The sequence below is a fragment of the Pseudodonghicola sp. genome, assembly GCF_048268305.1.
Taxonomy (GTDB): domain Bacteria; phylum Pseudomonadota; class Alphaproteobacteria; order Rhodobacterales; family Rhodobacteraceae; genus Pseudodonghicola.
Genome location: NZ_JBLWVT010000001.1, coordinates 331,700 through 345,794, shown reverse-complemented (window position 1 = coordinate 345,794; position 14,095 = coordinate 331,700). Strand labels below are relative to the sequence as shown.

7 protein-coding genes are annotated in these 14,095 nt (G+C 67.5%); 2 read left to right on the top strand and 5 right to left on the bottom strand.

The window, feature by feature from the left end:
• Positions 1-60 precede the first annotated feature (60 nt).
• The gene (locus ACN0V4_RS01665; protein ID WP_417672772.1) at positions 61-2,994 is read right to left on the bottom strand and encodes an ABC transporter transmembrane domain-containing protein; all 2,934 of its coding nucleotides are present in this window, start codon (positions 2,992-2,994) and stop codon (positions 61-63) included.
• A 268-nt stretch (positions 2,995-3,262) separates the two neighbouring features.
• On the opposite strand from ACN0V4_RS01665, the gene ACN0V4_RS01660 reads away from it, so the two are divergent.
• Together ACN0V4_RS01660 and ACN0V4_RS01655 are read left to right on the top strand one after the other, a co-directional pair.
• Positions 3,263-3,652: a DUF3307 domain-containing protein gene (locus ACN0V4_RS01660; RefSeq protein ID WP_417672771.1), complete on the top strand. Its 390-nt coding sequence runs from the start codon at positions 3,263-3,265 to the stop codon at positions 3,650-3,652.
• Between the two features lie 100 nt (positions 3,653-3,752).
• Complete coding sequence (locus ACN0V4_RS01655) at positions 3,753-3,983, top strand: hypothetical protein (protein WP_417672770.1); 231 nt, start codon at positions 3,753-3,755, stop codon at positions 3,981-3,983.
• Here the strand turns inward: ACN0V4_RS01655 and ACN0V4_RS01650 are convergent.
• From ACN0V4_RS01650 to ACN0V4_RS01635, 4 genes are all read right to left on the bottom strand, one after another.
• The gene (locus ACN0V4_RS01650; protein WP_417672769.1) at positions 3,978-4,883 is read right to left on the bottom strand and encodes a DMT family transporter; all 906 of its coding nucleotides are present in this window, start codon (positions 4,881-4,883) and stop codon (positions 3,978-3,980) included. The two genes, ACN0V4_RS01655 and ACN0V4_RS01650, sit on opposite strands and share 6 nt — an antisense overlap.
• Positions 4,884-5,057: 174 nt before the next feature.
• On the bottom strand, positions 5,058-6,770 hold the full coding sequence (locus tag ACN0V4_RS01645) for an adenylate/guanylate cyclase domain-containing protein (protein ID WP_417672768.1): 1,713 nt from the start codon (positions 6,768-6,770) through the stop codon (positions 5,058-5,060).
• Positions 6,771-6,777: 7 nt separating this feature from the next.
• Positions 6,778-11,640, bottom strand: coding sequence for a PKD domain-containing protein (locus tag ACN0V4_RS01640; protein WP_417672767.1), 4,863 nt, complete (start codon positions 11,638-11,640; stop codon positions 6,778-6,780).
• A 42-nt stretch (positions 11,641-11,682) separates the two neighbouring features.
• On the bottom strand, positions 11,683-14,031 hold the full coding sequence (locus tag ACN0V4_RS01635) for a FecR domain-containing protein (protein WP_417672766.1): 2,349 nt from the start codon (positions 14,029-14,031) through the stop codon (positions 11,683-11,685).
• Between the last annotated feature and the right edge of the window lie 64 nt (positions 14,032-14,095).

Here is a 14,095-nt window from a genome sequence, read left to right as displayed (position 1 = left end):
GGTTGCCGGCAAGAGCCGTGGCAGCCTCCCCGATGCGGCGGCAGATCGGGCGCCCCAAGCTCAGTTCGACACGTAGCCCGACACCACCTGCAGCAACTTGAAGGACGTCGCGGCGTCATTCTCGACCACGGCGAGGAATTCCTCCTCGCCGATCCGAAGGCAGGTCAGATCGGTTTCCGCCACCATGCTGAGCGCGCGGGGCACCTTGCGGATCAGCCCCAGTTCCCCCACCAGCGTCCCCGGCCCGACCCGGCTGATCAGCCGATCCTTGCGACCCTCCTGCGGCAGGTAGAGGCCGGCCTCGCCCTCGATCACCATATAGGCCCCATCCTTGGGCTGGTCGCCCTTGAGGAAAATCACCTCACCCGCCGGCGCCTTGTACCAGCGCGCACCGAAGGCCAGCAGCCTGAGCTGCTTGCGATTGAGCCCGGAGAACAGCGCCGTCTGCTCCAGGGCGCGCAGCTTGCGCGCGAGATCGGCGCGGGCGCCGCGATCCTGCTCGACGCCAGCCCCCAGATCATCGCTCAGCATCCGGCCCTGGCGCAGTTCGAAGAAGCTGTCGAAGATACTGTCATCGTCGAAATGTTCGCCGAGACAGATCATCGTGGTCTCGGGCAGCAGCCCGCGCAGATTGCGCAGCATCGTCGCCTGAGCATCGCTGTCGGCCCCCGACAGGCCCTGGTCGAGGATCAACAGGTCCGGCTTCTTGATGGTCGCGCGGCAAAAGGACAATGGTTCGGAAAAGATCGCCGGCAGGTTCTGGCCGCCAATCGAGATCGGCAGGTCGAAGATCAGCTCGGTCACCAGATCCTGGGCGCCGTTTTCAGCCAGCACCTGCGCGATGATCCGGCGGATCTCATCCCCCTTGCCGCCGGCGGCATCGGAGATCTTGCCGAACAGCGCGTTCTCCAGCACGGTGAATCCGGGGGCGAATGTGTCGATCTCCAACGGCACGAAGAGATCGCCCAGCGTTTGCAGAAGTTCCTGCGCGTGGCTGGCACGCAATTCCAGGATGCGGGTCTTGAGAGTTTCGGAAAAGGCCGGGCCGATCTGTTCGGCCGAGATCCGCAAGGGAACCATCAGAAACAGCGCCATTTCCTGATCGCTGAGCGCGGCAGCTCCCAGGCCATGGGTCTTCTCCGCCAGTTCCAGCGCGGTCTCATAGATCTTGTCGTCGATGCCCAGCTTGCGGAACAGCGGATGATCGCTACCGTCGACACCGAAGATCTGACGCAGCATCTCGATCACATCGCGCGTCAGATCCACCAGGGTCTGATCCAGCCCCAGCCGGCGCAATTGCGCCATGAAGCCGGTCCTCGCTGGCAACAGGTCGGCCGAGATCGGTCGGCGCGGCGTGGCGAACAGCAGGTTCTCCCCCACCGGCAGCGCCGGGTTGTACATGTCCCGCAGGCAGAGAAAGACCTGGTTGCGCAGCCCCGCCGCCGCGACCGCCTGCTGCACCTTCGGCCGCAGGCCAACCAGCCGGGCCGCCAGTTCCGGGTGATCGTCGGCATCGAACCGCTGATCGAGCCCGCGCTGGAACAGCGCCTCGCCCGAGCCCATCGCCTGCACCAGCTGCATCCACCAGGCCCTGAGCGCCGCCGGGCTGTCACAGCCGGCAAGCTCGGGATCAAGCCAGTCGGTGTCATAGGGATCGGCACTGTTGCCGGCGCGCAGCGCTTCGGCGTGGCGGTCCTTGTCACCGGGCGCGCCCTGCGGTCTGAGCCGCATCGGCATCATCACATTGTCGCCGAAGGTACCCTGGAACATCACCGGGCGTGACCCGGCCAGGCCGATCCGCGCCGCGATCACCGCCTGATGCAGCCCGGCCAGATCCTGCCCGCCGATCCGCACATGGCCATTGGTCGGCAGAACTTCGCGGGTCAGCAACTCGGCCAGGGCGCGGCGGTCCTCCTCACTGGACGCCGCGATGCCGATGACGCTCCCGCCGGCCAGGGTGGCATTCAGATCCTCCAGCACCACGTTGCCGTCGCCATCGCGCACCGTCACCCTGTCAAGCACGACGTCGCCGGTCAGATGCGGCAATGTCTCGGGCGTGCCGACGAACAGCGCCTCCTCCACCATCGCCGGCGGCGCGAAGCGTTCAATGATCACCTCCCAGCGCAGCGACATGTCCTGGGTCTGGTTGTAGTAGTCCAGCAGTTCCTTCCAGGGCGCGCTCAGATCCTTGTAGGCGCCGAGCGCCGCCACCAGCGCCCCCAGCGAGACCGATCCCTGGATCACCAGATAACCGCCGATCGAATAGAAGAAGAAGGGCGTCATCTGCCCGATGAAGTTGTTGAGAAACTTCATGAAGAATTTCTTCTGATAGATCTTGAAGCGGATTTCGTAGAGCCGGCCGAGCTGTTCGGTGATCGCCGCCAGCCGCCAGCGCCAGCCGCCGTTCACCCTGAGCGTTCCGGCCCCGGCGGCGCTTTCGCCGATGACGGCGGACAGCACCCGCACCTCTTGAATCCGGGTCTTGTTCAGCAGGTTGATCTGCCGCTGCAGCTTGGGAATCAGCCAGCCCTGCAGCGGGATCAGCGCCACCGCCGCCAGGCCGAACCAGAAGTTCTGGGCGAAAAGGAAACTCAGGATGGTGATCATCTGGCCCGCCTGCAGCACCGGCTGGCTGATCGCATCGCCCATCAGCCCGCCCATCGGCTCGCTCTCGGCGGTGATCATCGACACCAGTTCGCCCTGGCTGACCCTTTCGAAATAGGGCTGCGGAAAACGCAGCATCCGCGCGATCAGATCATAGCGGAACCGCCGCAGCATGCGTTCGGACAACACGCCCTTCATCGTGTTGATCCGCATCTTCAGCAGCCCGTGCACCAGGACCGCCACCAGGAACGCCAGGCAGAGCAGCCCCAGGAACGTCGGCTGTTCGAAACTGACACCGAAATAGGTGATCATCGAACTTTGCGCCCCGATGGCGTCGTTGATGATCCGTTTCGGCAGCTCCAGCGTCAGATAGAGCATCGGAAACAGCATTGCCGTCACCACCAGCAGGACAAGCTGGTCGCGTTTCGAATACTTCCAGATAAAGCGAAACAGCGAGGGTTCTATGACAAAGCTCCCTTGGCGGGCGATCAGGGGGCCGGCCTTTGCGGCAAGATAGGCGGAGGCCGCGATTGTGACAAGTCGCCGCCACCCCTCCGTCGGGCACCTGAACCGTTAGCTATGCGAATTGCCAGGGCAACAATTGCAGCGCCGGATCGAAACCCGTAAGCTGATCCCGACTCTGATGGGGAGACCAGGCTTGACCGCACCAGTCGGCACATTATTGCTGCTGCTCTGCTTTCTGCAGATCAAGCACATGTTTGCCGATTACTTCCTGCAAACCCCGCGGATGCTGTCGGGACGTGGTGAATATTGGCACCTCGGCCGGGCCGAGCACGCCGGCGTCCATGCACTGGGGTCGATCATCGCCTTCTTGCTGATCGGCGCGCCGGTGGTCTTCACCCTGATCCTCGCCGCGCTGGAATGGGCGCTGCATTTCAACATCGACTTCTGGAAGGCACGACAATGCGACCAGAAGAAGCTCGATCCCTACAAGGCCGCCTTCTGGCGCGCCTCGGGCGTTGATCAGGCGCTGCACCAATTCACCTATATCGCGATGATCTGGGCCTGGGTGGAATTCGCCGCCTGACCCGGCGCCAGGGAGGCCGGCCAAACGGCGGGTCGAAGCCTGTCGTAGACTGCCCCAGTTCGGGAAAATCTGGCAGGAACCGCCGGATGGAGAAAGGAACATGTGGCAAACGTCCGACCAGGCCGGCGGGCGGGCCTTTCTGTTTCTGCGAACCTGTGACTTCCGGTGTGACCACCGCGCTTTCGCCGCCCCCGGGAACAGAGGCGCACATGCGCCGAATGAAGCGGACTTCGGCATGGTTGCCGTCTTCAAGGATCTCTTCGGAAACCTCCTGCTTCTCGTCGAGTTCACCCATCGCCGGACGCAGGGCGATCTGGCCTTGGCCTCATGACAGCTCCGGCTGCCGCCGCCGGATCGGCCAGTTGATCAGCGCGACGCCCAGGATCGCCGCCGCCAACCCGACCAGCAGCGGCAGGCTCAGGGTTTCACCCAGCAGCAGCACTGCCAACAACAGGCCGATGCCGGCCCGCAGATAGCTCTGGCTGGCGACCCCGAGCGATCCGAGCGTCTGCACCAGGCGGAAATAGATCAGCAGCGCCACCCCGGTGCAGAAGATCGACAGCACACAGGTCGCCGCGATCGCCCCGGTCCCGGGGCTGAGCTGCCAGGGCTGTTCAAGAACGAGCGCGGCAGGGACCAGAACCGCGGTGGCCCAGGTCATTGTCCCTGCCGCCGTCGCGGCGGCGCCCAGATGGGAAAACCGCTTGCCATAGATCGCCGCCCCGGCATAGAGCGCCGCGCCGGCGAGACAGGCCAGTTGCCCCGCCACCTGATCGCCCAGCCCGCGCAGGGCATCGGTTCCGACGATCAGGATAACCCCGAGAATGCCGGCGCAGGCTCCCAGCAGCTTGCGCCCGTCCAGCGCCTCGTGCCGGGTCAGAAACGCGGTGAACAGGAAAACGAAGATCGGCGAGGTGGAATGCAGCACGCTCGCCAGCCCGGCATCGACATATTGCTGCCCCCAGGCCAGCACCGCCCAGGCGCCGATACTGTTGAACACCGCCTGCACCCCCAGCATCCGCCAGGTGTGCCAATCGCGGGGCAGGCGCTGCCCCCGCATCAGCAGGACGACATGCAAAAAGACCGCCGCCCCCGCGACCCGCGCCGCGATCAGGGTGATGGGCGGGATCTCCGTCACCGCAACCTTGATGAACAGATAGGACGCGCCCCAGAGCAGCGCCAGAAGCGCCAGCAATGGCCCGTCGATGGCGAGATTGGGAGTGGGTTTCATATCGGGCGCTCCTTGCAGGTCCGGTGCAGGATAGCGGACCGCCAGAGCCTTATGGTTCGACACAAGCCGAACCATGACAGCAACGTGGGCGTCACGCACTGGACAGGGCGGGAGCTTCCCAGATGTCAGAATTGGTCGGGCCCCTGTTGCTCAGAGCAGCCCGGCTGCCGCCCCCTACACCCGACGCGGGGAGAAGACCGGAACCGGAGCCGCGTAGCCCTTGAGCGTGACCGGCTCCAGCGCCTCGAAACGGATGCCCTCCAGCCCGGCGGCGGCGTCGCGGGTGGCCTGATCGACCAGGGTCTGTCCCGGCGCCGCGTCGGAACAGAGCCGCGAGGACAGGTTCACGGTCGAACCCAGCACGGTGAAATCCATCCGCGCCTTGGCCCCCATGGCGCCCATCACCACCTCGCCCGAGGCAACGCCGATACCGACATGAAGCTGATAGTCTGGATAGTCTTCAAGCATGCGCGCCATCGCCTCGGTGATCTCCACCGCGCAGGCGGCGGCGCGGCGCTCCATCGCCTCACCCTCGAAAACCGCGACCAGGGCGTCGCCAACGAACTTGTCGACATCGCCGCCGTGCTTTTCCACGATATCGGTCTGCACGTCGAAATAGCTGTTGAGCGCCTCGATCACCACTTCCGGAGACACCCGTTCGGAAAAGGCGGTATAGCCGCGGATATCGGTGAACAGGACCGACACCCGCTGCCGCTCGCCGCCGCGCCGCATGCCCTGTTCGTCCGCTCTCTGGATCGCCGAAACGGTGCCGCGCGAGACGAATTTCATCAGCTCCAGCCGTTCGCCCAGTTCGCCGATCATCCGGTTGAAGCGGGCGGCCAGATCGCCGATCTCGTCACGCGCCCGCACGCCCTCGACCCGGGCGGTGAAATCCCCCTCCCCCACCCGCTCGGCCACAGCACCGATCTTCAGGATCGGTCGGGTCAGTCGACGGGCGAAGACCACCGCGCCCAGCCCGGCGATGACAAAGCCGACGAGGCCGACGATCAGGATCTGACGGGTGATCGCATTGACCACCGCATAGGCGCTTTCCTCGCTGAGTTCGGTGATCACCGCCCAGGGGAACCAGTCCGGGAAGGCATAGGCCGCCAACATCGCGGTGCCGTCCGGGCGGACATAGGGCTCCAGCGCATTGGCGCGGGCACCGGCAACGATCAGCGGCTGCACCGAGGCGACGATCTGCCGGTCTGTCAACAGCGCCGGCGCCGGCCCCAGCACCCGGCGACCGCTCTGATCGACGACGGTGATCTCGCCCCGCTGGGCAAAGGGATGATGACGCACCATCTCGCCCAGCGTCGACAGGTCAATCCTCGCCGCCATGGTGACCTGCCGCCCGGCGATCCGGCTATTCAGCGGCAGCGCCAGGGTGGCGATCCAGTCGCCGGTCGCCTCGATCCGGCCGATCACCGGACGGCCGTACTGGCCGGTCGCGACAATTGCCCGGATCAGGTCCGCCGGCACCGAGAGGGTCTTGACCGGATCCAGCCCGGCTTGGGAAAGATGGGTGGTGAACCGCTCGCTGGTCACCAGGATCGGCACCTCCGAGCCTTCGACCGAGAGCTGCAGCGCCACCACCTGCGGCAATTGCTCCAGCCCCAGCGTCATCAGCGAGACTTTCTGCTGCACCCCCAGATCGGCGCTGTCGATGCCGTTGCGGATCACCGTCAGCGGCGTCAACCAGCGGCCCTCGAAGGTGGTGTCAAAGGCGGCGCGCAGCTCAGCCGCCACCGTGGTCAGATCCTCGTTCGCCGCGCTCTTCAGCTCGTCCCGGGTCAACCGCGTCAGGCTCTGGCCCACCAGGGCCAGAGGCGCCACGGCCAGGAGCGCGGCAAAGACGAAGAACTTCAGACGCAGGGGGAATCGCATGGCGAGACTATGGGCTGCGCGGCAGGGCCTCCACAAGCGCGGTATCGCGGGCCACCCCACAGGCGAGCCCCGAGGCATCGCGCGCCTCGACCGTCACCCTATAGCGGCCCGGCGCGGCATAGCCGTGGCGCACCCGCGCCCCGCCGGCTGTGGTCCCGTCGCCAAAGTCCCAGGTCAGGCTGACGCCCTGCCCGTCAGGATCGCGGGCGTCCGAGGCATCGAACCAAAGCACATCATGCGCGCCCCCCACCGGCAGGCTGCGATCGGGCCCGGCATCGACCAGCGGCGGCGCATTGACCAGCACGCGGGCGCTGGCGCTGGCGACGTCGCACCCGGCGGCACCGCTGTCATCGCGCACCGTCAGCCGCACCTCCAACGCGCCGGGGGTGTCGAACACCCGCTCGACCCGCGGCCCCGTCAGGGTGATCCCGTCGCTGAAGACCCAATCATAGGCCGCGAGCGCCCCATCCGGATCAGAGGAGCCGCCGGCGTCGAAGACCACCGGCTCGCCGGGGCAGACCAGCCGATCAGGCCCCGCCTCGGCCCTGGGCGCGGCATTGACACGGACATAGACCTCCTGGCCGGTCTCGCTGCCGATCCGCCCGGCACCGTCATCGAGACTGAGCCGCAGCGGATAGAGACCCGGGCCATCGAAGGCGTGGCTCACCTCGGCCCCCTCGGCGGTGGCACCATCGCCGAAACTCCAGCGCGCCACCGTGCCCGGCGCCACCTCGACCGCCCAGTCGAGCGGCTGGCCCGGACAGGCCGTCGCCGGTGCGGCAAGGACCGCCGGCGGCGGCGCGGCCACCCGGATCCGCCGGGTCACGCTCGCCTGGCTATTGGCGACACCGGCATCGTCGCGCACGGTCAGGCGCAGATCGTAATCACCAGGCTGGGCATAGCTGTGCTCGGCCATCACCCCGGTTGCGGTGCTGCCATCGCCGAAATCCCACTCATAGCCCACCAGCACCCCGTCGCTGTCGTCGGAGCCGCTGGCATCGAAGCGCCCCTCCTGGCCGAGCGAAAGCTCTTCGGGCCCGTCAAGCCGGGCGGTCGGAGCGGCGTTGATCACCACTCGCTGGCTCACCTCCAGATCGCCGCAGGCCTCCGCCCCGCCCGACAGGGTCACCCGCAGGCGGATCGGATAGGCGCCGGGCTCGGCCCAGCGATGGGCGACCTCGGTCCCCTCGGCCGTGGTGCCATCACCGAAATCCCAATGCAGCGTCTCGACCTGCCCTGCCCCGGTCAGCCGGGCGGCGAGGCGCACCTCTGCCCCGGCCCCGGCGCGGTCGGGCGCCTCGATCTCCAGTTGCGGCGCCGGGATCACCTCCACCTCGGCGGAATCGGCATCATAGGGGCTGCAACTGCCCTGCGCGTCGCCGGTGATGGTGAGGGTGACGGTATATCTGCCCGGTTCGGTGAACACATGGCTGGGAGTCATGCCCGCGCCGCTTGCGCCATCGCCGAAGCTCCAGGCAAAGGCATCGACCGCACCATCCGCATCCTGCGACCCCGAACCGTCGAACCGCACCGCAGTATTGGCACAGACCCGCAGAGCCGGGCCGGCATCGGCCATCGGCCCTTGGCGCACCAGCGCCGCGATCCGGTCCATGTCGCTGCCGTAATCGCTGCCGGTTTCATTGCGCACCCACAGGGTCACCGGATAGAGGCCGGGTTTCTCATAGATCTTGGTCGGATTGATCAGCTCGGACTGCTCGCCATCGCCGAAATCCCAGGCATAGAGCAACGCGCCCCCGTCCGGATCGCGGCTGCCGGAAGCATCGAACAGCACCGGCTCGCCCGAGCAGACCTCGCGGGTGGCGCCGGCATCGGCCACCGGACGCGCCCGGATCCACACGGTGGTGGCATCGCTGCCCCCTGCATTGGCCAGGCCGCTGCCGTCATCGACATGCAAGGTCACCGGATAGAGCCCGGGGCGCGGATAGGCATGGGTGACCTGCTGCCCCAAGACAGGGGCGGAACCGTCCCCGAAATCCCATTGATAGATCAGCGTATCGCCATCCGCGTCCGAGGAACTGCCGCCATCGAAGGTCACATAAAGGCTTTCGGTCACGATCTCCGGCCCCGCCTCGGCGATGGGCGGGCTGTTGACGCGGATGGTCACCGCGTCGCTGGCGGTGGCGTTCAGCACGCCGCTGTCGTCGGTCACGGTCAACTGCGCGGACCACGCCCCGGGGGTAAGATAGGCGCGTTCGACCCGGGCAGCCTCGAGCGGGGCGCCAAGATCGTCGAAGTCCCAACGCCAGGCGGTGATCCTGCCGTCCGGATCATAGGAATTGCCAGCGTCGAAGATCACGCTCTCGCCCGGGGCGATGCGCCGATCCGGCCCCGCCACCGCGACCGGGGCGGCGTTGACGGTGATCAGCACCTCGGCCTCGTCGGCCGCCGCACCGCCGGCGAAATCGTCAAACACGCTCAGGACCACCGGATAGAGACCGGGGGCGTCCAGCCGATGGCTGACCCGCGCCCCTTCCGTGGTGGCGCCATCGGGGAAGCGCCAGAGATAGCGGGCGATCCGCCCGTCGGGATCGACCGAGGCCGCGCCGGACAGGGTGAACTCAGCCCCCGGGGCCACCGTCAGGGCCGGGCCGGCATCGGCGATCGGGCTGGCGTTGATGGTGACCGTCATGCTGTCGCGGCTGTGGTTCAGCGGTGCGCCGCTGTCGTCAATCACCGTCAGCGCCACCTGATAGACGCCGGGACGGGCATAGGCATGTTCCACCGTCTCGCCGCTGCCGGTCGTGCCATCGCCGAAATCCCAGGTCCAGCCTGCGACCTTGCCGTCCGGATCGGTCGAACCGCTGCCGTCGAAGCGCACCACGCTGGCGGTGACGAATTGATCGGGGCCGGCATCGGCGACCGGCGCGGCGTCGATGCGGATCGTCTGGGTCAGGCTTTGCAACGCCGAGCCGGTGCCACTGTCGTCGATCACCGTGAGGGTGACCGGGAAGTCGCCGGCGCGCCCCCAGGCATAGGTGACCAGCGGCCCCTCGCCGGTGGCGCCATCACCGAAATCCCAGATGTAAGACAGGATCCGCCCGTCCGCGTCCGACGAGCCACCAGCATCAAGCGTCGCGACCTCGGACACCGACAGCGGCCGCGACGGCAGGGTGAAGGCCGGAACCGGAGGGGCGTTGACCGCGATCCGCAGGTGATCCGTCGCCCGGGCGTTGGTGACGCCGCTGTCGTCGGTCACGGTCAGAGTCACCTGATAGGCCCCCGGCGCGCCATAGGCATGGCTGACGGTCTCGCCCTCCAGAGTGGTGCCGTCGCCCATGTCCCAGACAAAGCGGTCGATCCGCCCGTCGATATCATAGCTCGCCCCGGCGCTGACGCTGATGGTCTGCCCCACCACCGCCTGCTGGTCGGTGCCGGCCTCGGCCACCGGCGGGAAGTTGACCATGACCCGCCGCGTCTCCACCCCGAAGTCGCAGGGGTGGGTGCTGTCATCCTCGACCCGCAGCACGGCGCGGAACTGGCCCGGCGCGGCATAGCTGTGGCTGGCCGTCATCCCCCTGGCCTCGGCGCCATCGCCGAAGCGCCACAGATAGCGGGTGATCGGGCTGTCCGAGGCGATCGAGGCGCTGGCGTCGAATCCCACCGGCTCGCCCGGTGCGACGACGATATCGGCACCAGGCACCGCGATCGGGGCGTTGCGGACATGCACCGGCAGGTCGATCGCGGCACCGCGCCCGGGGCGATTGCCCGGCTCCAGCACCTCGAGCCGCGCGGTATAGCGGCCGGGGGCGGCATAGCGATGGGCGATCACCGGTTCGGAAGAGGTTTCGCCATCGCCGAAGATCCAGGTATAGCCAAGCGGCAGCCGGCCGCTGGTGGCCGAGGCATCGAAGGCCACCGCGCGGCAATCGGCCAGCGGGCTTGCGCTGCCCGCCGCGACCGGGCGGGCCGGCAGCGGTGCCCGGGTCGGCGGCATCGTCAGCGGCAGGGCACGCCCCGCGGCATCGAAGACCGTCAGGGTCACGTCATTCGGCGTCTCGAAGCCACCCGAAAAGGTCAGCGCCAGATCGGTCTCGCCGGTCTCCACCTGATCGGAGACCCAACTATCCTGGCCCGAGCTTTTCAGCGGCAGATCGACGAAGGTGGTGACCAGGGCGAAATCGGCGCTAGCGCCGTCGAAGTTCTGCACCGTCAACGCCCCCTCGCCCGGCCCGGCGAAGCGCACCAGCGTCGGCGGCTGTCCCGCCGCCCAACGCACCGTCGGATCATAGGCGAAGATCTCCACCCCCTCGGGGGCGCGGTCGCCATCGCGCTGCAGGCTGACCGACAGCGAATAGCCGTTGCCGTCGTTGCCCTCGGTGCCCAGCACATCAAGCCGGAAATAGGCGCGATCACCGATCACCTCGCCCTGGGTCGCGCGCAGGGCTGTCAGCACCACCCAGCGCTGATCGGTGGCGGGATCATTGCCAAAGGCCTGCTCGCCGATCAGCGTGCCGGGACCGGGGGCCGGATCGAAAGCCCGTTCTGCGGCGCGGGCACCGTCCGCCACCGGCTGCGGCCGCTCGGTGCCGGAATAGGCGCCCACGCCGCCGAACAGGCGGAACACCGTCTGGGCGTCGGCGCTGCCGCCATAGGTAAAATCTCCGGCCCCGCTGGTCTCGGGATCATAGAGCCGCAGATAAACGCGGTCGGCCAGATCGGCGGGCAGGCTGAAGAAGATCTGTTCAAGGTGGTCGATATCGCCCTCGCGGCTCGGGGCGCGACGACCGTAGATCACCAGAAGCCCGTCATCGGCGCCCCCGCCCTTCATCGACTGGGCCGGCAGGACAGAGGGGTCGATTGCCATCACCAGCGCCAGGAACGCCCCCGTTCCGATCCTTGCCTTCCACATGAACAACCCTCCGTCAGCCCTTACCTGGGGCCACTCGAAACCCTACTTTATGGCAGTATTACCAGCGTAATCCTCGACTGCCAGCTCGATCAGCCGCAGCTTTCCCGGACGCGGCGGCAGACTGGCGCGGCAAACCCCCGTCGCATTGTCGCAGCGCAGAAACCCCCGCACCTCCTCCCCCCCGACCGAAAGGGTGAAGGCCGCCGCCTGCCGCAACCCGCCGGGATCCCGCGCCATCACGGTCAGCTCGATCGGCCCGCTGTCGCCCTGCGGCCGACCGAGTTCGATCCGCGACAGCTCCGGCGGCTCAATGTCGAAGAAGACGTCGAACCGGGTGCGCGAGACGTTCCCGACCGCATCCCGCGCCGTCAGCTCCAGCCCGTTTTCGCCGGGGACAAGCCGATGGGTCAGATCGAAACGCCCCGCGGTCAGGGCCACCTCTTCGCCATTCAGCTCCAGCGCCACCGCATCGCCCGCCATGCCCGCAAGCGGCAGTTCGGCCTCACCGGTCACCCGTGGCGGCGGCAGGTCGAGCGCGATCTCGGGCGCGAGCCGGTCGCTCAGTGCCAAGAACTCAAGCCGCCCCTCCACCGCATCGCCAGGGCCCAGAATCTCGATCCCAAAGCGGCGGCGGGTCTCGGTCACCGGCACGGTGAAGCTCAGCCGGCCCGCCGCGTCGATCCTGGTGCGCAGAACCTCTGCCCCCGCCGCGTCGCGAACCACCGCCTCGGTGCCGGGGATGGCACTGGTCGCGGCGGTGACGGTCAGACCGTCGGTGCGCGACACCAGCGCGCCATCGACCCGCGGGATCGTGTCGGAGAGCGTGATCTGCACCGCCGCGACCGGGCGATAGATCACCATCAGGCTGCGGTGGCTTTCGTTGCCGGCGGGATCCCGGGCGGCCAGCTCGATCCGGTTTTCTCCGGGATCGAGCGCCAGCCGGGCCAGGAACGACCCATCAGCCCCCAACGCCAGCGGCGCGCCGTTCAACGCGATCTGCGCCGACAGTTCCGAGGCGCCCAGCACCTCGACCTCGGGCGCGGTCAGAATGCTGCCCTCGGCCGGCGACAGCAGCGCCAGAAACGGCGGCGTGATATCGACGCGCAGGGTGAAATCGCGCGGCGCGCTCCAGGCGCCAGGCAGCCCCAGCGCATCGAGCGCGGCGATCCGCCAGTGGTACTGCCCGGGCGCCAATCCCTTGACGGCAAAACCCTGCGCCTTGATCCCCCATTCCGACAGCATCAACTGGTTGAAACCCGGATCCGCCGCGATTTCCAGCCAATAGGCGCGCGCACCGTCGAGCTTTTGCCAGGCCAGCGGCGCGTCAGAACCGTAAAGAATGCTCCCCGGCGCGGGCACCATCGGCTGCGGGCTGTCCAGCACCAGCGCCCGGCGCGAACCGGCCGCGGTCAGCACCACCCCTTCGTTCTCGCCCAGGGTGATGGTCTCGGCGCCATGGGCGATCTCCAGATCGGGGCTGTCATAGTTGACGAAACGGGCGCCGCTTTCGTCCTGCTTGATCCAGAAATCCGACGACCGTGTGGTGGTTTCCGCACCCGGCACCTCGATCTTGAAAGAGACCCGGTCGGACAATTGATTGAGCAGCGCGTAGAAATCGCCCTCGGCGAGCGACACCTTGGTCACCTCGCCGCCGGTCAGCGGATCGGAACGCATCCGCTGGATCGTCGCGTTTGAGTTCTGGTTGAGCCGCAGCCGGCTGAGATCGCGGAAAGTGATCTGCGTGCTGGAATTCGACAGCGTCCTGAGCCTTTCGAACTCGACCAGGACATCGCTGGCCAGCCGGTTGGTCCAGGCGGGTTCCGCAGGGCTGCGCCCCTCGACCCGCCCCTGCACGTCGGAGACCACCGCCTCTGCCGCCCGATCCCGCTGGGCAATGGAAATCTCCAGCGCCCGGCGGGCGAAATCGCTGGCCTCCCCCGCATAGCTGATGACCTGTCGCCAGTCGCCCCGCTGGCGCTGCGACAGCGCCGCCTCACGGGCCTCGAGCGCGCGACCGATCTCGATCGGGGCGAAGATACGGGCGCCTTCGGCACTGGCGCGCTGAATGTCCTGCAGCGCGGCCTGCAGCGCATGATCGACCGCCAGCACCTGCCGCACCGGCAAGGCCAGATCGGTGCCGGGCCGCAGATCGGCCGGCGAAGCGATGTTGTTCAGCGCCAGAACCACTGGCCAGAGATCGGGATCGTGCAGATATTTCTCGACGATCCCGCGCAGCGTGTCGGCCTCGTCCAAGCGGACATGCTCCAGCGGCGCGTCCATCGGATCGACCTCGGCCGCGATCCCTGCGGATGAGACGGTCAGCGCAAGGCAGCCGACCACCGCGGCAATCGCCGCGCGCACCGGAATAGCGAAGACCACAGACCGAACCACCGAATACCGTCCCTCTGTTGCATGCAGGTCGCCCAAAGCCTGTTGCTGTTTGCCCTATCTTCCC

What these genes read in the sequence shown, in the direction of transcription:
- ACN0V4_RS01655 (WP_417672770.1), top strand. Translation starts at nt 3,753, where the DNA reads ATGTGGCAAACGTCCGACCAGGCCGGCGGGCGGGCCTTTCTGTTTCTG.
- ACN0V4_RS01665 (WP_417672772.1), bottom strand. Translation starts at nt 2,994, where the DNA reads ATGCTGTTTCCGATGCTCTATCTGACGCTGGAGCTGCCGAAACGGATC.
- ACN0V4_RS01645 (WP_417672768.1), bottom strand. Translation starts at nt 6,770, where the DNA reads ATGCGATTCCCCCTGCGTCTGAAGTTCTTCGTCTTTGCCGCGCTCCTG.
- ACN0V4_RS01640 (WP_417672767.1), bottom strand. Translation starts at nt 11,640, where the DNA reads ATGTGGAAGGCAAGGATCGGAACGGGGGCGTTCCTGGCGCTGGTGATG.
- ACN0V4_RS01650 (WP_417672769.1), bottom strand. Translation starts at nt 4,883, where the DNA reads ATGAAACCCACTCCCAATCTCGCCATCGACGGGCCATTGCTGGCGCTT.